This window comes from Lysobacter sp. Root667 (genome assembly GCF_001427715.1).
GTDB lineage: Bacteria > Pseudomonadota > Gammaproteobacteria > Xanthomonadales > Xanthomonadaceae > Lysobacter.
In genome coordinates, this window is the sequence record NZ_LMHF01000001.1 from 376,930 (window position 1) to 396,677 (window position 19,748).

At 68.0% G+C, this 19,748-nt stretch carries 12 protein-coding genes; all 12 read left to right on the forward strand.

Going from position 1 to position 19,748, the window contains the following annotated elements; all coding sequences use genetic code 11:
* Positions 1-34: 34 nt before the first annotated feature.
* The 12 genes from ASD78_RS01590 to ASD78_RS01645 all read left to right on the forward strand — a co-directional run bounded on the left by ASD78_RS01590 (position 35) and on the right by ASD78_RS01645 (position 19,725).
* The gene (locus tag ASD78_RS01590) at positions 35-3,022 is read left to right on the forward strand and encodes a TonB-dependent receptor (protein WP_056098155.1); all 2,988 of its coding nucleotides are present in this window, start codon (positions 35-37) and stop codon (positions 3,020-3,022) included.
* Positions 3,023-3,114: 92 nt separating this feature from the next.
* Positions 3,115-4,224, forward strand: a complete 1,110-nt coding sequence (locus ASD78_RS01595; RefSeq protein WP_056097889.1) for a ricin-type beta-trefoil lectin domain protein — start codon at positions 3,115-3,117, stop codon at positions 4,222-4,224.
* 137 nt (positions 4,225-4,361) lie between these two features.
* The gene (locus ASD78_RS01600) at positions 4,362-5,471 is read left to right on the forward strand and encodes a ricin-type beta-trefoil lectin domain protein (protein WP_056097891.1); all 1,110 of its coding nucleotides are present in this window, start codon (positions 4,362-4,364) and stop codon (positions 5,469-5,471) included.
* Positions 5,472-5,565: 94 nt separating this feature from the next.
* A complete protein-coding gene (locus ASD78_RS01605) occupies positions 5,566-6,921 on the forward strand; it encodes a Gfo/Idh/MocA family oxidoreductase (protein WP_056097893.1) in 1,356 nt (451 codons plus the stop codon).
* A 385-nt stretch (positions 6,922-7,306) separates the two neighbouring features.
* Positions 7,307-9,904: a Fe/S-dependent 2-methylisocitrate dehydratase AcnD gene (acnD, locus tag ASD78_RS01610; protein WP_056097896.1), complete on the forward strand. Its 2,598-nt coding sequence runs from the start codon at positions 7,307-7,309 to the stop codon at positions 9,902-9,904.
* 41 nt (positions 9,905-9,945) lie between these two features.
* Positions 9,946-11,133: a 2-methylaconitate cis-trans isomerase PrpF gene (gene prpF, locus ASD78_RS01615; protein WP_056097898.1), complete on the forward strand. Its 1,188-nt coding sequence runs from the start codon at positions 9,946-9,948 to the stop codon at positions 11,131-11,133.
* A 359-nt stretch (positions 11,134-11,492) separates the two neighbouring features.
* Positions 11,493-13,031, forward strand: coding sequence for an XVIPCD domain-containing protein (locus ASD78_RS01620; protein ID WP_055908049.1), 1,539 nt, complete (start codon positions 11,493-11,495; stop codon positions 13,029-13,031).
* 225 nt (positions 13,032-13,256) lie between these two features.
* The gene (locus ASD78_RS01625; RefSeq protein ID WP_056097900.1) at positions 13,257-14,741 is read left to right on the forward strand and encodes an XVIPCD domain-containing protein; all 1,485 of its coding nucleotides are present in this window, start codon (positions 13,257-13,259) and stop codon (positions 14,739-14,741) included.
* A 200-nt stretch (positions 14,742-14,941) separates the two neighbouring features.
* Positions 14,942-17,143: a DUF5916 domain-containing protein gene (locus tag ASD78_RS01630; protein ID WP_056097903.1), complete on the forward strand. Its 2,202-nt coding sequence runs from the start codon at positions 14,942-14,944 to the stop codon at positions 17,141-17,143.
* 78 nt (positions 17,144-17,221) lie between these two features.
* Entirely contained in the window at positions 17,222-17,821 is a 600-nt protein-coding gene (locus tag ASD78_RS01635; RefSeq protein ID WP_082575378.1) for a sigma-70 family RNA polymerase sigma factor, read from the forward strand.
* A gap of 3 nt (positions 17,822-17,824) precedes the next feature.
* Positions 17,825-18,655, forward strand: a complete 831-nt coding sequence (locus ASD78_RS01640; protein WP_056097907.1) for a hypothetical protein — start codon at positions 17,825-17,827, stop codon at positions 18,653-18,655.
* A complete protein-coding gene (locus tag ASD78_RS01645) occupies positions 18,652-19,725 on the forward strand; it encodes a hypothetical protein (RefSeq protein ID WP_055908066.1) in 1,074 nt (357 codons plus the stop codon). Before ASD78_RS01640 ends, ASD78_RS01645 begins: the two co-directional genes overlap by 4 nt.
* Positions 19,726-19,748: the final 23 nt, after the last annotated feature.

The window sequence follows — 19,748 nt, forward strand, 5'->3', positions numbered from 1 at the left end:
GCGCCGAGCGCTGCCGATCGAAATGGAGCCGAAGATGTTGCATTCAAGCCAACGCTGTCGCCATCGCCGCATCCCCGTCACCGTGCTGTCCGTCGCCCTGGCCGCCGCCCTGGCGGGACCGGTCTACGCGCAGACCGCCGACACCGCCGCGCCCGACGCCGAGGCCAAGGAGAAGGCCACCGAACTGGAGCGGATCGAAGTCACCGGCTCCAACATCAAACGTACCGATGTGGAAACCGCTTCGCCGGTGCAGGTCATCAGCAAGCAGGACATCGAGAACATGGGCGCCCGCACCTTGTTGCAGGTGCTCGACAACCTGCCGGCGGCACGCCCGGCGCAGGTGGATTCCAAGTCGCTGTTCACCGGTTCCGATGGTGCCTCGCAGGCCAACCTGCGCGGCCTGGGCGCGCAAGGCACGCTGGTGCTGTTGAACGGCCGCCGCCTGTCGTACTACGGTGCGCCGGCCGGCTTCCAGACCCAGTTCGTCAACATCGACTCGATCCCGGCCGCGGCGATCGAACGCATGGAAGTGCTGACCGACGGCGCCTCGGCGGTGTACGGCACCGACGCGGTCGCCGGCGTGATCAACGTGATCACCAAGCGCGAGTACCAGGGCGCGGAAATCAACCTGACCACCGACTTCGCGCCGCGCTTCGATTCCTACGGCGAGCACCAGCTCAGCTTCACCGGCGGCTTCGGCGATCTGGACGAGGACCGCTACAACGTCTACGGCTCGGTCAACCTGTACCGGCGCGACCCGATTCCGCTGTCCGAGTGGTACGACAAGAAGCCCGAGCAGTACTACGTCAACAACCCGAACTACATCAACAACCTGCGCCTGGGCACCGGCAGCGCGCCGGGCGTGTTCAACCCCGGCAGCTATTTCGCGATCAATCCGGTCACCGGCCGGCGCACGCAAGAGGCCGCGCCCGGCTGCCAGAACGTCGTCGTCGAAGCGGCCGGTCCGCGCTGTATCTGGCAGACCTGGCTGAACAACGAGATCGACGGCGGCGCCCAGTCCGAACGCGCCACCGCCTACGTCAGCGCGCGCTTCCTGATCGGCGACACGACCGAAGCGTTCGCCGAGGCGACCTACACCGACATCGACCTGCGCGCCAACGGCGGCACCCCGCGCGCCTTCGGCACCACCACCGGTAACCCGACCAGCTGGTTCTCGCGCAACACCGGCAACACCGTCAACCAGTTCTTCTACCCGTACCTGGGCCCCAACAACGTCTACAACAAGGCCAGTCCGGCGCTGCGCGCGATCAACGGCGGCGTGGTCGGGCTGCAGTACCTGCTGCAGGACGTCGGCGACAACCACTTCGGTCAACGCAATACCGATAAGAGCTACCGCGGCATGTTCGGACTGCGCGGCAGCCTCGGCGACTGGAACTGGGAAAGCGCCTTCACCACGGCCGGCTCGCATTCGGTCACCTATCAGACGGCCAACGTCAACCTGGAAGGCTTCGAACGCGCGTTCGGTCCGTTCACCGTCGACCCGGGCACGGGACGCGTGATCATCTCCGACAACCCGGCCTACAAGTTCGGCGAGATCAGCGAGGCCAACGCCAAGCTGCTGCGCGAGGCCTATCCGACCTTCGACATCGAGTCGTGGACGCGCCTGCACACCCTCGACGGCAAGATCGAAGGTCCGCTGTTCTCGCTGCCCGCGGGCGAAGTGCGCGCGGCGTTCGGCTTCAATCTCAGCCGCGAAACCTTCTACACGCCCGGCAACGCCGACGCGGCCAATGGCCTGATCACCCAGCAGGGCGGTTCCTGGTTCGACGGCAAGCGCACCACCTACGCGTTGTTCGGCGAGGCGGTGGCGCCGATCACCGAGAAGCTGGAGCTGGAAGTCGCCGCGCGCCTGGACAAGTACCCCAACTTCAGCGCCAACCTGGCGCCCAAGATCGGCCTGAAGTATCAGGCGTTCGATCAGCTGCTGCTGCGCGGCACCTATTCCGAAGGCTTCCGCGCGCCCAGCCTGGCCGAGTCCGGCGAGGGCGGCGTGTTCGCGCAGATCGGCGGCTACCGCGACGAGATCCGCTGCAACGAAACCAACGCCATCGCCAGCCTGCTGCTGCAGTCCGCGCGCCCCGGCGACGTGGACCTGGGCCGCACCCTGCGCAATTCCGATTGCAGCCGCAACGTGGCGCGCCTGACCCAGCCCAACCAGGACCTGAAGCCGGAGAAGGCCAAGGTCGCGACGCTGGGCTTTGTGTACGAGCCCGCCGACTGGCTGTCGGTCTCGGCCGACTACTGGTTCATCTATCGCCGCAACGAGATCGTGGCACCGGACTACAGCAAGCCGGAGGACGTTCTGGAGCTGCGGCGCTTCGGCATTACCGACGCCGACCGCGCCAACCTGGCCGCCCTGGCGGCGATGTGCGCCGATCCGGCCAGCGGCGTGACCTGCCCGGGCACGCTGCCGGGCTACAGCATCGGCAACATCTCCAGCGTCGTCGGCCAGTACAAGAACCGCGGCCGCACCCTGGTCGACGGCTTCGACATCGACGCGCGCGGCCGTTTCGACCTGGGCGAATGGGGTCGCCTGAACGTCGGCGTGGCCGCGACCATCGCCCGCCGCAACATGTACTACGTCGACGACGCCTCGGGCTGGATGTACGGCAACTCGGTCGGCTACTACAACAACCCACGCGTGCGTGCGACCTTCAACGTCGACTGGAACTACGGCGACTGGAACACCAGCTTCTACGTCAACTACGTCGGCAGGACCAAGTGGGCCTACGACCGCATCGACAAAGAGGACAACAACGCCGAGACCTGCACCGGTAGCTATGTGTCGGTGGAGCCGAGCAAGTGCGACGGCGCGCCGGCCTGGTGGACGGCCAACCTGGGCGTGACCTGGCGGCCGACCGACAAGCTCACCGTCGGCGCGACGGTGAAGAACCTGTTCGACCGCCGTCCGTTCTACGACCCCAACGACTGGATGTCCTTCTCCGGCTACACCAACAACTTCGGCCGCATCTTCAGCATGACGGTGGGCTACAAGTTCTGATCGAAAGCGCGCGGCGGCCGCTCCCCGTGGGGCGTCCGTCGCGCACCCGGCCGCGTTCGCCAGAACGCCACGCCTTTCACAGGAGAGTTTCCATGCGCACCATCCGCTACGCCATGCTGCTGCTGTGCCTGATGCTTTCGTCCAACGCCTTCGCTCTGGTCGCCGGCGGCATGGTCAGCATCAAACGCCAATGGCCGGCCACCGAGCTGGGCTATCTGGACATGGACTTCCCCACCACCATCACCGACGAACCCGGTAATGACGGCTACACCTACTGGGCGCACCAATTCTGGTTCAAGAACGGCGACGGCGGCTACATCGGCCTGCAGCAACGCGACGGCAGCAGCAAGTGGCTGAACTTCTCGATCTGGAAGGCGACCGGCTGGACCGCCGAGCCCGGCGCCCAGTGCGCCTACTTCGACCACGAAGGCAGCGGCGTGCAATGCTCGATCGATTATGCCTGGCGCGAGCGTGCCACCTACGTCCTCCGCATCGTCGCCGAGGCGCCCGCGCAATGGGCGGCCTACATCGTCGACACCGGCAGCGGCGCCCAGCGCAAGGTCGCGACCATCCAGGTGCCCGCGACCTGGGGCGGCCTCACCGACAGCACCAATACCTTCCTGGAAGACTATGCGCAGGGCGCCAATGAACGTGCGAGCTGCGCCGCGGTGCCGGCCAGCAGCGCGGTAATGCACGCGCCGACGGCGGAGCAGGGCAGCGTGAGTCCTGTGTCCAGCACCGCTACTACCTATGGCAATTGCGTGGCCATCGCCCGCGCGGCCTGCACCGCGGAGCAGGATTGCATCGCCGCGGCCAACGTCTACGGCACGCTCGGCAGCCCGCAGCGCCTGCTCAACGAACAAAGCGGCTACTGCCTGGACACCTTGTCGGGCGGCACGCAAGCGGGCCTGTGGGACTGCACGGCCAACGCCAATCAGCAGATCGAGCGCGACGACGGCTTCCGCCTGCTGATGCGCTCGCGCAGCCAGTGCCTGCAGGCCGACGCCGACGGCAAAGTGCGGCTGGCCGATTGCGGCACCGGCTCGCGCCAGCGTTGGATGCCGATCCCGGGTTCCAAGGAGGTCTACAACATCGGCGCGCGCAAGTGCCTGGACCCGATGAACGGCGGCGTGCGCGGGGCCTACCTGCAGACCTACACCTGTCTGGCCAACGACTATCAGCGCTGGCACCTGAAGCCCTGACCGATTCCTCGCGGATCCGATTGAACAGTGGACTACAAGTTCTGATCGCAAGCGCGCGGCGGCCGCTCCCCCTGGGACGGCCGTCGCGCACCCGGCCGCGTTCGCCAGAACGCCAAGCCTTTCACAGGAGAGTTTCCATGCGCACCATCCGCTACGCCGTGCTGTTGCTGTGCCTGATGCTTTCGTCCAACGCCTTCGCTCTGGTCGCCGGCGGCATGGTCCGCATCGACCGCCAATGGCCGGCCACCGAGCTGGGCTATCTGGACATGAACTTCCCCACCACCATCACCGACGAGCCCGGCAAGGACGGCTACACCTACTGGGCGCACCAATTCTGGTTCAAGGGCGGCGACGGCGGCTACGTCGGCCTGCAGCAGCGCGACGGCCGCAGCAAGTGGCTGAACTTCTCGATCTGGAAGGCGACCGGCTGGACCGCCGAACCCGGTACCCTGTGCCGCTACTTCGATCACGAAGGCAGCGGCGTGCAATGCTCGGTCGACTATGCCTGGCGCGAGCGCGCCACCTACGACATCCGCATCGTCGCCGAGGCGCCCGCGCAATGGGCGGCGTACATCGTCGATACCGGCGACGGCAGCCAGCGCAAGGTCGCGACCATCCAGGTGCCCGCGGCCTGGGGCGCCCTGACCAACTACAGCCTCACCTTCCTGGAGGACTATGCGCAGGGCGACCAGCAGCGTAAGAGCTGCGCCGCGGTGCCGGCCAGCAGCGCGGTAATGCACGCGCCGACGGCGGAGCAGGGCAGCGTGGGTCCGGTGTCCAGCACCGCTGCCACCTATGGCAATTGCGCGACCATCGCCCGCGCGGCCTGCACCGCGGAGCAGGATTGCATCGCCGCGGCCAACGTCTACGGCACGCTCGGCAACCCGCAGCGCCTGCTCAACGAAAATAGCGGCTACTGCCTGGACACCCTGTCGGGCGGCGCGCAAGCGGGCCTGTGGGATTGCACGGCCAACGTCAATCAGCAGGTCGAGCGCGACGACGGCTTCCGCCTGCTGATGCGCTCGCGCAGCCAGTGCATGCAGGCCGACGCCGACGACAAGGTGCGGCTGGCCGATTGCGGTAACGGCTCGCGCCAGCGCTGGATGCCGATCCCGGGTTCCAGGGAGCTCTACAACATCGGCTCGCGCAAGTGCCTGACCCCGATGAACGGCGGCGTGCGCGGGGCCTACCTGCAGACCTACACCTGTCTGGCCAACGACTATCAGCGCTGGCACCTGAAGCCCTGACCGATTTCTTGCGGATCCGGTCGGATCCGCATTCATTCGAACCGCGCGTGGCAAGCTGAAGGCGGAACCGGCCGCGGATGCAAAGGAACACCTCATGAACCGTAGAGATTTCATCCTGGCAGGCGCCGCCCTGGGCGCGACCAGCCTGTTGTCGGCAACGCCGGCCTGGGCCGTCGACCGGCGCATCCGCCTGGGCCTGATCGGAACCGGCATGCGCGGCCAGGTGCTGCTGCGCGAGTTGCTGCGCCGCGACGACGTCGAGGTCGTCGCGATGTGCGACATCGAGCCGATCGCGCTCAAGCGCGGGCTGGCGATGGCGAGCGAGGCCGGCAAGCCCGCGCCCAAGGCCTATGGTCAGGACGGCGACGAGCACGCTTACCGCCGCCTGCTGGAGCAGCGCGGCCTGGACGCGGTGATCATCGCCACGCCCTGGGAATGGCATGCGCCGATGGCGATCGATGCGATGCAGGCCAAGGTCGCGGTCGGCTGCGAGGTGGTCGCCGGCGTGAGCCTGCAGGACCATTGGGACGTGCTGGCGACGCAGCAGCGCACCGGCACGCCCTACATGCTGCTGGAGAACGTGTGCTACCGGCGCGATGTGATGGCGGCCCTGCAGATGGTGCGGGCCGGCCTGTTCGGCGAGCTGGTGCATCTGCAGGGCGGTTACCAGCACGATCTGCGCGCGGTGAAGTTCAACTCCGGCGATCCGGATCAGCCGTACGGCAGCGGTGTGGAGTTCGGTCCCAAGGGCTGGTCGGAAGCGCGCTGGCGCACCGAGCATTCTGTGCGTCGTAACGGCGAGCTGTATCCGAGTCACGGCATCGGCCCCTGCGCGATGTACACCGGCGTCAATCGCGGCAACCGCTTCACCCACATCAACAGCTTCGCCACCAAGGCGCGCGGCCTGCACGAGTACACCGTGGCCAAGAGCGGCGGCACCACGCATCCCAGCACCCAGGTCAAGTTCAAGCTCGGCGACGTGGTGACCACGACCCTGGCCTGCGAGAACGGCGAGACCATCCTGCTACAGCACGACACCTCGCTGCCGCGGCCGTATTCGCTGGGCTTCCGCGTGCAGGGCACCCAGGGCCTGTGGATGGACGTCAACCAGTCCATCCACCTCGAAGGCCGCAGCCCGGCGCACAAGTGGGAACCGTTCCAGGCCTACCAGGATCAGTACGACCATCCGCTGTGGCGCAAGTACGCGCAGGACGCCGCCGGCGCCGGTCACGGCGGCATGGACTATTTCGTCGTCCATGCCTTCATAGAGGCGCTCAAAGCCGGAGCGCCGATGCCGATCGACATCTACGACGCGGTGACCTGGAGCGCGATCACGCCCCTGTCCGAGCAATCCATCGCCGAAGGTTTCAAGACCCTGGAGTTCCCGGATTTCACCAAGGGCCTGTGGCGGTCGCGCAAGCCGATCTTCGCTTTCGACGCGAAGTACTGAGGGAATGACGCCGTCGGCAGCGAACGCTGCCGGCGGCCGCGGTGCGGCTGTGGAACCGCCGAGTCCGCGAAGAACCGCATGCGGGACCGCGCCGGCACGAGCGGGCCAGGCCGATTCCACGCCCGACCCTTGCGGCCGCAACCCAGTCCGGGCCTGCGTCAGGCCCGTCGAACCACAAGACCTCTCCCCGGCGTGGAGGCCATGCTGGCGGCCTCGCCGTGCCGCCGCGCCCCGGTCAGCGGGCGATTGCGGGATAATCCTCATCGCCGGGCGAGTCCCGGTCTTGGCGTCGTCGCCCCCTGGCTTCCGTATGGCCGCATGCGTGCGGGCTCCGGTCCGCGTGCCGCGTCGCCGTCCCTCATGTCTCCCAATCCAGCAGCCAGCCATGAATTCTGATTACCGCAAGCCGCTCCCGGGCACCGAGCTCGACTTCTACGACGCCCGTGCCGCGATCGAGGCGATCGCGCCCGGCGCCTACGACCGCTTGCCCTACACCTCGCGCGTGCATGCGGAAAACCTGGTGCGGCGGGCCGAACCGGCGATGCTGACGGCCTATCTGACCCAGCTGATAGAGCGCCGCCGCGACCTGGACTTCCCCTGGTTCCCGGCGCGCGTGGTCTGCCACGACATCCTGGGCCAGACCGCGTTGGTCGATCTGGCGGGCCTGCGCGACGCCATCGCCGAGCGCGGCGGCGACCCGGCCCAGGTCAATCCGGTGGTGCCGACGCAGCTGATCGTCGACCACTCGCTGGCGGTGGAAGCTCCGGGCTTCGACAAGGGCGCGTTCGCCAAGAACCGCGCCATCGAGGACCGCCGCAACGAAGACCGCTTCCACTTCATCAACTGGACCAAGCTGGCGTTCAAGAACGTCGATGTGATCCCGCCGGGCAACGGGATCATGCATCAGATCAATCTGGAGCGGATGTCGCCGGTGGTGCACGCGCGCGACGGCGTCGCCTTCCCCGACACCCTGGTCGGCACCGACAGCCACACCCCGCACGTCGACGCGCTGGGCGTGATCGCGATCGGCGTCGGCGGCCTGGAGGCGGAGAGCGTAATGCTCGGCCGCGCCTCGTGGATGCGCCTGCCGGAAATCGTCGGCGTGGAGCTGACCGGCAAGCCGCAGCCCGGCATCACCGCCACCGACATCGTGCTGGCGCTGACCGAGTTCCTGCGCCAGTCCAAAGTGGTCGGCGCCTACCTCGAGTTCCACGGCGCGGGCGCATCCGCGCTGACCCTGGGCGACCGCGCCACCATCTCCAACATGGCGCCGGAGTACGGCGCGACCGCGGCGATGTTCTCCATCGACGACAAGACCATCGACTACCTGCGCCTCACCGGCCGCGAGGATGCGCAGGTCAAGCTGGTCGAGACCTACGCCAGGCAGGCCGGCCTGTGGTCCGATTCGCTGGCCGATGCCGAGTACGAGCGCAGCCTGAGCTTCGACCTGAGCTCGGTGGTCCGCAACATGGCCGGCCCGTCCAACCCGCACAAGCGCCTGCCGACCTCGGAACTGGCCGCGCGCGGCATCGCCGGCGCCTGGCAAGACGTGCCGGGCCAGATGCCCGACGGCGCGGTGATCATCGCCGCCATCACCAGCTGCACCAACACCAGCAACCCGCGCAACGTGATCGCCGCCGGCCTGTTGGCGCGCAACGCCAACGCGCGCGGCCTGAGCCGCAAGCCCTGGGTGAAGACTTCGCTGGCGCCGGGTTCCAAGGCCGTGCAGCTGTACCTGGAGGAAGCCAGGTTGCTGCCGGAGCTGGAACAGCTCGGCTTCGGCATCGTCGGTTTCGCCTGCACCACCTGCAACGGCATGAGCGGCGCGCTGGATCCGGCGATCCAGAAGGAAGTGATCGAACGCGACCTCTACGCGACCGCCGTGCTGTCGGGCAACCGCAACTTCGACGGCCGCATCCATCCCTACGCCAAGCAGGCGTTCCTGGCCTCGCCGCCGCTGGTGGTCGCCTACGCCATCGCCGGCACGGTGCGCTTCGATATCGAGAAGGACGCGCTCGGCTTCGACGCCGACGGCCAGCCGATCACGCTCAAGGACCTGTGGCCCAGCGACGAGGAGATCGACGCGATCGTCGCCGCCAGCGTGAAGCCCGAGCAGTTCCGCCAGGTCTACGACCCGATGTTCAAGTTCAGCGTCGAGCACGGCGCCAAGATCAGCCCGCTGTACGACTGGCGTCCGCAGAGCACCTACATCCGCCGTCCGCCGTACTGGGAAGGCGCGCTGGCCGGCGAACGCACGCTGACCGGCATGCGTCCGCTCGCGGTGCTCGGCGACAACATCACCACCGATCACCTGTCGCCGTCGAACGCGATCCTGCTCGACAGCGCCGCCGGCGAGTACCTGGCGAAGATGGGCCTGCCGGAAGAGGACTTCAATTCCTACGCGACCCACCGCGGCGATCACCTCACCGCGCAGCGCGCGACCTTCGCCAATCCCAAGCTGCTCAACGAAATGGTCCGCGACGAGGCCGGCAAGGTCGTGCAGGGCTCGCTGGCGCGGATCGAACCGGAGGGCCAGGTGGCGCGCATGTGGGAGGCGATCGAGACCTATATGGACCGCCGCCAGCCGCTGATCATCGTCGCCGGCGCCGACTACGGCCAGGGCTCCTCGCGCGACTGGGCGGCCAAGGGCGTGCGCCTGGCGGGCGTGGAGGCGATCGCGGCCGAGGGCTTCGAGCGCATCCATCGCACCAACCTGATCGGCATGGGCGTGCTGCCGCTGGAGTTCCTGCCCGGCACCGACCGCAAGACCATCGGCCTGGACGGCACCGAGACCTTCGACGTGATCGGCGAACGCACGCCGCGCGCGACGCTGACGCTGGTCGTCCATCGCCGCAACGGCGAGCGCGTCGAAGTGCCGGTGACCTGCCGCCTCGACACCGCCGAGGAAGTCTCGATCTACGAGGCCGGCGGCGTGCTGCAGCGCTTCGCCAACGACTTCCTGGAATCCGTGCAGGCGGCCTGAGGCCGTCCGCGATTCCCGAACGCAACCGCTAGAGAATGCCCATGTCCCACTCTCCGCAGATCCGCATCCCCGCCACCTACCTGCGCGGCGGCACCAGCAAAGGCGTGTTCTTCCGTTTGCAAGACCTGCCGGTCGCCGCGCAGACGCCGGGCCAGGCGCGCGACGCCCTGTTGATGCGGGTGATCGGCTCGCCCGATCCCTACGGCAAGCACACCGACGGCATGGGCGGGGCGACCTCCAGCACCAGCAAGTGCGTGATCGTCTCCAAGGCCTCGGTGCCCGACCACGATGTCGACTACCTCTACGGCCAGGTCGCCATCGAACAGCCTTTCGTCGACTGGAGCGGCAACTGCGGCAACCTCAGCGCCGCGGTCGGTCCGTTCGCGATCGCTGCCGGCCTGATCGATCCCAACCGTATTCCGCAGGACGGCACCGTGGTCGTGCGCATCTGGCAGGCCAACATCGGCAAGACCATCGTCGCGCACGTGCCGGTCAGCGACGGCCAGGTCCAGGAAACCGGCGACTTCGAACTCGACGGCGTTACCTTCCCGGCCGCGGAAATCCAATTGGAGTTCATCGACCCGGCCGACGAAGGCGAGGGCGGCGGCGCGATGTTTCCGACCGGCAATCTCGTCGACGACCTCGAAGTCCCGGGCGTGGGCACGCTGCGCGCGACCATGATCAACGTCGGCGTGCCGACCATCTTCCTCAACGCCGCCGACATCGGCTACACAGGCACCGAACTGCAGGGCGCGATCAACGGCGACGCCAAGGCGCTGGCGATGTTCGAAGCCATCCGCGCCCACGGCGCGGTGCGCATGGGCCTGATCCCGAACGTGGAAGCCGCGGCGCAGCGCCAGCACACGCCCAAGGTCGCCTTCGTCGCGCCGCCGCAGGACTACGTGTCCTCCAGTGGAAAACAGGTCGCAGCCGGCGACATCGACCTGCTGGCGCGCGCACTGTCGATGGGCAAGCTGCACCACGCCATGATGGGCACGGCCGCGGTCGCGATCGGCACCGCCGCTTCGATCCCCGGCACCCTGGTCAACCTCGCCGCCGGCAACCGGCAGCGCGAGGTCGTGCGCTTCGGCCATCCCTCGGGCACGCTGCGCGTCGGTGCACAGGCGCAGCAGGTCGATGGCAAGTGGATCGTGACCAAGGCGGTGATGAGCCGCAGCGCGCGCGTGCTGATGGAAGGCTGGGTGCGGATCCCGGGCGACTCCTTCTAAGCAAGGACGACGCAAACGGCGGCGGGCGCTGCTGTTACCAGCGCTGCCGTCGCCGATGCCGCTGTCGCCGCCCGCGCTCTGGCCGGCCGGCGCCGCTGGAGCCGTTTATCTGCCCATCGTGGTCCAGCCGGGCCTTCGTTCGGTCGCGTCGTCCGGCTCGCGGCGCCGCGCGACCGCTCGTCGCCTATGCCCGTGCCGGGTGGGGACAAAAAGTGTCATGGGGGTGGCCAGTAGCGGTATCCTCGCCGCCTGCCCGCCCTGAGCTCCGCTCGGCCCGGGCAAGGCCGAGCCGGGGGTAGGGGCCGGCCGTCGCCTGATCATCACGGAAGTCGAAGCGTCATCGACAAGGAGATGCGGTTATGGGCTACGAATTCGAGAAGCAGACCTTCGCCAGCGGCAAGCAGGTCACCCTGGTCAGCTGGGAAGACGAGTCGCCGACCCAGCACGGGGCGAAACTGCAGAGCAAACCGTGGAAGACCACCGACACCCGCGCCAGCGTCGGCTTCTACGATTCCACCGTCGAGTACATGCGCAACGACTGGGCCGCCAAGCACATGTCGGCCACGCCGGTGACGACGCCGAAAGGCAGTCTGATGCTGTACCACAACGCATCCACCAACACCTGGCATTCCACCGATGCGCTCGACATCGACCATGTCGTGCAGTGGAAGGACCACTTCGCGGCCAAGGGCGTGAAGACCCACTCCGAGGCCCACATGGCCTACAACGACGTCAGCAACCTGCGCATGCTGCCGGCGGTGGTGAATCGCGCCCGCGACAGCGCCGACAACGTGCTGAACACCTACGGCAAAGATTCCAAGCAGTGGAAAGAATGGGTCGATGAGCGTTTCAATTTCGATGCCAAGGCCAGTCATCCCGAATTCGATCCCAGTACCGACCTGGCCCGGCGCACGGTCGCCACCACCAGCAAGGACTGGTCGCCGGACGACGGCCGCAAGGGCCTGAGCTTCGACGCCAAAGTGGTCGGCAAGTGGTACGAGGCGCAGCTGGAAAAGCAGTACGCGACCACGGTGGCGATGCCCCACCCGACCACCGGCATCAAGCAGAACGTGCACCTGTTCTATTGCTCGGCTTCCGGGCAGCTGTGCACCCGCGACGCCTTGGACATCGATCACGAACTGCCGTTCGAGATCCTGGCCAAGGAGATGATGAAGTACACCGACAACGGCACGGCCAGCAAGGCCCAGGCCCTGGACGCCTATAACGAGACCAGCAACCTGCGCCTGGTCGGCCGCAGCGCCAACAGCTCGCACGAGTGGGAACTCAACGAGGAGATGACCTACCGCGACGACGACGGCGAGAGCCTGTCGGACGACTACGACGAAGACGAACTGGTGGTGTCCAGCAGCATCCGCGACCAGGTGCGCAGCGCCATGGGCCAGGGCCGCGGCACGATCTCCAGCATCCAGGAGCACAGCTTCGCATCGATGCCGCAGAGCAGCAGCGGGTTCTCCCTGAACGGCGCAAGCTCCAGCAGCCCGCTCACCTTGAGCACCGCGAGTTCGAGCAGCCCGATCCTGCTCAACGACGGGCGCCATCCGGACAACAAGCTCTACCAGAGTGCGTTGGCGGGCGTGCAGAAGGAATACGCCGGCAAGCTGTTGCAGCCGCAGCAGGAGATCGTCGCCTCGTCCCTGGTCCTGCTCGCCAAGGCCAACAACATGCCGGACATCAGCCGCGTGGTGCGCAGCGACGAGGGCATGGTGTACGTGGTGCGCGACACCGGGCCGGCTTCGCGTCAGGTGGTCCATGTCGACGAGAAGCAGTTCAACGGCCGGACCGTGGAGCAGAACACGCGCGAGGTCGCGGCCTTGACGCCGCCGACCCAGACCACGACGCAGGCGCCGCAGAGCCACACTTTCTCGATGACCAAGTAAGCCGCGCCGCTGTCCGGCGGGACGCCCGGGGCACGACGGCCCCGGCGTTCGCCGGGCACGCGGCGGGCCGCATGTTGAAGCGCCGCTCATCGGCCGTCGAAGCCTCGTTGTCGACGACCCAGGCCCCGTACCGGGCCGACCCGATCCACGACGTACCGGCGGGCCCGCGCCCGTCCTACGCCCGCCGCCAAGGACGCCGCAGCGTCATCGCCCAGGAGCCGTGCCATGCCCTACCAATTCGAAGACGTCGATCTGAACAGCGGAAAGACCGTCACCCTGGTCAGCTGGGAGGACCTGTCGCCGCCCGAGCACGGCGCCAAGCTGCGCAACAAGCCCTGGACCGATAGCGATACCCGTTCCTCGGTCGGCTTTTACGATTCCACCGTCGAATACATGCGCAACGACTGGGCGTTCGAGAAGATGAGCCCGCAGCTGGTGGGTAACGATCACGGCAAGGTGGTGCTGTTCCACAACGCCCAAACCGATACCTGGCACAGCACCGATGCGCTGGACATCGATCATAAGACGCAGGTGCTGGAGCACTTCGACAACCTCGGCGTGCAGACGCATGCCGACGCCCACAAGGCCTACAACGACGTCAGCAACCTGCGCATGCTGCCGGCGGTGGTGAATCGCGCGCGCGACAGCGCCGATCTGGTGTACGGCACCTACGGCCCGAATTCGCCGGAATGGCAGGAATGGGTCGACAAGCGCCTGAGCTTCGACGCCAAGGCCGACCATCCCGAGTTCGACGAGGATCGCGATCTGGCGCGCCGCACCGCCAAGACGACGGGCGCGCAGTGGGCGCCGGAGGACGGGCGGAAGGGTTTGGCGTTCGACGCGAAGGTGGCCGGAAAGTGGTACGAGGCGCAGCTGGCGCAGGCCTATGCGGGCTCCGTGCACATGAAGAGCCCGACCACCGGCAATATCACCGAGGTGCCGCTGTTCAAGTGCGACGCCTCGGGTCAACTGCTGACCCGCGATGCCTTGGACATCGACCACCGCATTCCGTTCGAGATCCTGGCCGAGGAAATGATGAAGTACGCCGACAACGGCGTCGCCACCAAGGCCAATGCGCTGGACGCGTACAACGAGACCAGCAACCTGCGTCTGGTCGGCCGTAGCGCCAACAGTTCGCACGAGTGGGAACTGAACGGCCTGGGCCAGTTCCGCGACGACGTCGAGATCAAGGCGCTGCCGGGCGATTACAGCGAAGATCAAATGGTCGTGTCCGGCAACATGCGCGACGAGATCCGCTCGACCGTGCGGCAGGTCTACGGCGGTATCGGCAGCATGCAGGAAGGCAGTTTCGGCGGACAGCCTTTCGGCATGCCGCAGCCGCAACGGGCGATCCTGCTCAACGACGGGCGCCACCCGGACCATCCGCTGTACTGCAACGCGCTCAAGTGCGTGCAGGACGAATACAAGGGCCTGCTGCCGCAGCAGCAGGAGGTCCTGGCTTCGTCGGTGGCGCTGTTCGCCAAGCAGAATCACATGCCCGACATCTCGCGCGTGGTGAGCCACGAAGGCAATCTGTATGCGGTGCGCGATCACGGCTTCAGCGGCGCGCGCGACGTGGTGAGTCACCCCGAGCAGGCCATGCTCAACCGCACCGTCGAGCAGAACACCCAGGAAATCGCCAACGTGGCCGCGCCGACCCAGCAGAGCTGGCAGCAGGCGCAACAGCAGAATCGCGGCCTGGTCCAGTAGTCCGCGCCGCGTCGGCGGTGGTTCCTGCGCCAGGCCGCTACCGGCCTGGCGCATTCGTTTGCGCCGAAGCGATCGGCCTTGATGACTAACGCGCGATCGCTGCATCCAATCCCCTAGGTCGACAAAACGATCGACAGTTCAGGGGTTCGATGAAAACCAGGAAATTCAGAACGCATGCGCAGGCATGCGGTGGGCTAGTGTTGTCGCTGGGTTTGTGCGCCAGCGCGCAGGCGGCCATCGTGGTCGACGGAAAGTTCGACGAGGCCGAATGGCAGCAGGCGCGCACCTACCAGGACTTCAAGGTCACCGAGCCTTACCGCCTGGAGGCGCCGGCCGCCGGCACGGGCACGAAGGCGCGGCTGCTGTCCACGCCCGACGGCATCGCGGTGGCGTTCGAGCTTGAGCAGTCCAGCGCGTTCGCGCGGGTCAAGCCGCGCCTGGAGCGCGACCGGGACCGCGCCGCCGACCGCGTCAACGTCAGCATCGATTTCGACGGCGACGGGCGCAGCGCCTACAGCTTCAGCGTGGACCTGTCCGGCTCGGTCCAGGACGGCGTGGTCGCCAACGAGAACGTGCTGAACCTGGACTGGGACACCGACTGGTCCTGGGCGGTGAGCGAGAGCGAAACCGGTTGGCAGGCCGAGCTGCTGATCCCGTGGTCGGTCGCGACCATGCGCGGCACCGACGCGGCCACGCGCAAGGTCAACGTCTATTTCAGCCGCACCCTGGGCAGCAACGGCGAGCGCCAGGCGTACCCAGCGGTGGCGACCTCGCGCGGCCGCTTCGTGTCGGGGTTCGAATCCGTCGAGATCGCCCAGTACCGCAAGCCGCTGCTGCACTTCTGGCCCTACCTGACCGCCAACCACGACCTGATCGACGGCCGCACCCGCTACAACGCCGGCGTCGACGTGTTCTGGAAGCCTTCGCCGACCTTCCAGCTCAGCGCCACGGTCAATCCGGATTTCGGCCAGGTCGAGTCCGACGATCTGGTGATCAACTTCGACGCGGTCGAGACCTTCTACAGCGACCGGCGACCGTTCTTCACCGAGAACCAAAGCATCTTCGCTTTGACCACGCCCGATTCGGGGCGCCTGATCCACACCCGCCGGATCGGCGGCGACGCCGACGACGGTTCCGGCGCCAGCGACATCGACGCCGCGCTCAAGCTCAACGGTTCGCTGGGCGCGCTCGGCTACGGCCTGCTCGCGGCCAGCGAGGAGGGCGAAGCCGGCCGCGATTTCTACGCGGCGCGGCTGCAGTACCCGCTGCGTCCGGGGCTCAACCTGGGCTGGCTGGGCAGCCTGGTGCAGCGGCCCTACCGCGATCGCGAGGCCCAGGTGCAGGCGCTGGATCTGAGCTGGAAGCCCAACGAACGGCTGATCGTCAACGCCCAGGCCCTGGCCAGCTTCATCGACCAAGCCGGGCGCAGCAGCGACGGCAACGGCGCCTGGCTGCGGATCAACTGGACGCCGTCGAGCCGCTGGCGCTACGAGCTGGAACTCACCCATTTCGGCGAGCGGCTCGACTTCAACGATCTGGGTTTCCAGCGCCGCGCCAGCCTCAACGAAATGGAGGCGACCGGCGTGTACCTGCACCGGATCGAGGACGCGAATTCCAAGCTGGGCAGCACGCGCTGGTCGGCCGAGCTGCAGGCGCGCAGCAACGACCGCGGCGATCGTCTGCCGACCTACCTGCTGCTGGGCGGCAACCTCAATTTCCGCAGCGGCGATCTGATTTATCTGGAGGCCAGCCTGATCAGCGACGGCTGGGACGACCTGATCTCGCGCGGCAACGGTCTGTGGCATCGTTCCGGCCGCTACACCACCGAAGTCGGCTACGCCAGCCGCCGCTACGGCCACTGGTCGCTGGGCGCCTCGCTCGAACTGGCGCCACGCGGACTGAGCGCGCGGCCGACCCAGGAACTGGTCCTCAGCGCCAACTGGTACCCCAGCGATGCCTTCAACGCGTCGTTCGAATTCGGCCCGGACCGCGGTGAGGACTGGCTGATCTGGGAGGGCGGGCGCGACTTCGGCCGCTACGAGCGTAGCGGCGACTTCGCCAGCCTCGGCCTGAGCTGGTTCCCGGGCCAGCGCCACGAGCTGCGCCTCAAATCCGAATGGGTGGCGGTGCGCGGCAGCCAGGGCGAGCGCTACCGGCTGCAGCCCTCGGGTCAGCTGACCGCCGCCGGCCAGGCGCGCCCGGACTTCGACGTCAACAATTTCGGTCTGCAACTGCGCTACCGCTACTTGCTGGGGCCGCAGTCGGACGTGTTCCTGGCTTATTCGCGCGGCGGCTACCGGCGCCAGGAACGCGACGGCTACGGCAGCGGCGAGCTGTTCGAGGACGCCCTGGGGCTGCGCGACGCCGACCAGCTGCTGGCCAAGATCCGCTACCGGTTCTAGGCCCGCGGCCTCGGCCGGCATGGGCCGGCATCGGATCGCAAAAATCCGTGCTAACCGAATCCGGGGGGCGTGCATCCTATGGGGATGGACGGCGGCGACCCACCCTTGGACAGCGCGGCGCAAACGGCGGTGGCACGCGCGCGGGCGGGCGACGAGCGCGCGTTCCGCGACCTGGTCCAGGCCCATGCGCGGCCCCTGCTGCAACTGTGTTTCCGCATCACCCGCGATGCCGCCCTGGCCGAGGACGCGGTGCAGGAGGCGTTCTACAAGGCTTGGCGCGGGCTGGATAGCTACGACGGCCGCGCCGCGTTCTCGACCTGGTTGCACCGGATCGCGGTCAACGCCGCGCTGGAGCAACTGCGCCGCAACGCCCGTCACCGCCAGGACGCGACCGGGCCGGTGGCGGACGAGGACGAGGGCGCGGACTTCCTGGCCTCGCTGCCGGACGACGCGCCCGATCCGGAGGCGCGCGCCTCCGGCGTGCAGATCGGCCAGCGCATCGACCGCCAGATGCAGCGCCTGAGTCCGTCCGAGCGCGCGGCTTTCGTCCTGCGTCATTGGGAAGGCGAACCGCTGGAACGGATCGCCGAGACCCTGGGTTTGAACACCGGCCAGTGCAAGCAGGCCATCTTCCGCGCCGTGCGCAAGTTGCGCGACGCGCTGGAACCGTTGAGGTAAGCCATGTCCATCCGCGACGACGACCTGATCCTGTACCACTACCGCGACGGCCTGACGCCCGAGCGCCTGCGCGAGATCGAATCCGCGCTGGCCGCGTCGCCGGAGCTGGCCGCGCGCTACCAGGCGCTGCGCCAGGTGCTGGCCGCGGCCGACGCCGACGCGCTGCCGCCGTACGATCCCGATCTGGAAGCGCGGCTGTGGCAGCGCCTGCAGCCGCGACTGCACGAAACCGCCGCGCCGGCGACCGCCACGTTGCCGCTGTCGGCCGCACGCGCGCATGCGCGCCCGCGCCGCCGCCTGCGCGCCTGGGGAGCGGGCCTGGCTTCGGCCGCGGTGCTGGCCTTGGCGGTGTACCTGCCGTTCGCGCGCCGCGACGTGGCGCCGCCGGCGACCGCGCCGGTCGCGGTGCAGGATCGCGCGCCCGAAGCGACCCAGGGCGGTGCCCAGGACATGGCCGCCGACCGCGTGCTCGACGCCTATGTCGCCACTCATCTGCGCAGCACCGAAGGCCTGCTGCTGAGCGTGGTCAACAACGACGGCGGCGCGCTGGCCCCGATCGACGGGGACTACGTCCGCGATCTGGTCGACGACAACCGCCTGTACGCGGCGGCCGCGAGCGAACGCGGTGACCGCGCGCTGGCCGGCTTCCTGCGCTCGCTGGAGCCGACTCTGATCGAACTGGCTAACCGCACGCCCGCCGAGGGCATCGAAAATGAAAACGCACTGCGCGACTACGTCGACGGCAGCGATCTGGTGTTCCAGGTGCGCGCGGTCGAAGCGCGTCTGCAACAGCGCAGCGGCGAGCCCGCGCAGCAGGAAGGAGTGACGACATGATGCGATTCAAGACCCTGCGGCCGCGGCTGACGGCGCTGGCGCTGGCGACGCTGCTGTTCGCCGGCCCCTTGGCGGCGGCGCCGGCCGATCCCGGCGGCGAGTTGAACGCTTTGTACTGGCAGGGCCACGGTGCGCTCGGCGCGGGCGACTGGAAGCTCGCCCAGCAGCGTTTCGCCGACCTCGAACGCCGGCTGCGCCAGAGCGAACCCACAGCGGTCGATGCCGCGATCTATTGGCAGGCCTACGCGCTCAAGCGCGCCGGCCGCGACGACGAGGCGACCGTGCTGGTCAGGCGTTTGCGCGCCGAATACCCGCGCAGCCGCTGGAACCGCGACGCGGCGCTGTTGCTGCGCAGCGGCGAGGGCGGCACTGCGAGCGCCCGCGACGACTCGCTGGAATCCCTGCTGCGGCAGCCGCCGGCGCAGGCGATCCCGAAACTGGTGGCGATGCTCAATGGCGGCGGCGCGCCGCGGCTCAAGCAACGCGCGCTGTTCCTGCTTAGCCAGATGGACGACGCCGGCGCGATGGCGCAGGTCGCGGTGGTAGCGCGCGGCAGGGATCCGCTGCTGGCCGAGCGTGCGGTGCGCATGCTCGCGGTGGCCAACGCCGGCGACGAGCTGGGCAACGTCTACGCCGCGGTGTCCGATCCTAAGCGCAAGCTGCTGGTGCTCAAGGCCATGGGCGTGGCCGGCAGCTACGACACTCTGGCCGAGGTCGCGCGCCATGGTCCCGACCCGGCCCTGCGCCAGGGCGCATTGCAGGCGCTGGGCGTGGCCGGACAGAGCGAGGTGCTGGCGGAAGTGGCGCGCAGTTCGGTCGATGCGCCGACCCGGATCGAGGCGATCAAGGCCCTGGGCACGGCCAACGCCACCCGCGATCTGCTGGCCCTGTACCCGAACGTGCGCGCTGCGCCGGCGCTGCGCGACGAAGTGCTCAAGAGCCTGTTGATCGCCTCCAACGAAGGCGTGGTGATCAACCTTTACCACAAGGCCACCAGCCCCGATGAGCAGCGCGCGGTGCAGCGCGTGCTGCTCGACGCCGGTTACGACCCCAACGGCCCGCGCCGCTGAGCGCGCGCCGCACCACGGAGATC

Coding starts and splice junctions, on each gene's coding strand:
- ASD78_RS01625 (WP_056097900.1), top strand. CDS start 13,257: ATGCCCTACCAATTCGAAGACGTCGATCTGAACAGCGGAAAGACCGTC.
- ASD78_RS01590 (WP_056098155.1), top strand. CDS start 35: ATGTTGCATTCAAGCCAACGCTGTCGCCATCGCCGCATCCCCGTCACC.
- ASD78_RS01645 (WP_055908066.1), top strand. CDS start 18,652: ATGATGCGATTCAAGACCCTGCGGCCGCGGCTGACGGCGCTGGCGCTG.
- ASD78_RS01620 (WP_055908049.1), top strand. CDS start 11,493: ATGGGCTACGAATTCGAGAAGCAGACCTTCGCCAGCGGCAAGCAGGTC.
- ASD78_RS01600 (WP_056097891.1), top strand. CDS start 4,362: ATGCGCACCATCCGCTACGCCGTGCTGTTGCTGTGCCTGATGCTTTCG.
- ASD78_RS01605 (WP_056097893.1), top strand. CDS start 5,566: ATGAACCGTAGAGATTTCATCCTGGCAGGCGCCGCCCTGGGCGCGACC.
- ASD78_RS01640 (WP_056097907.1), top strand. CDS start 17,825: ATGTCCATCCGCGACGACGACCTGATCCTGTACCACTACCGCGACGGC.
- ASD78_RS01635 (WP_082575378.1), top strand. CDS start 17,222: ATGGGGATGGACGGCGGCGACCCACCCTTGGACAGCGCGGCGCAAACG.
- acnD (WP_056097896.1), top strand. CDS start 7,307: ATGAATTCTGATTACCGCAAGCCGCTCCCGGGCACCGAGCTCGACTTC.
- prpF (WP_056097898.1), top strand. CDS start 9,946: ATGTCCCACTCTCCGCAGATCCGCATCCCCGCCACCTACCTGCGCGGC.
- ASD78_RS01595 (WP_056097889.1), top strand. CDS start 3,115: ATGCGCACCATCCGCTACGCCATGCTGCTGCTGTGCCTGATGCTTTCG.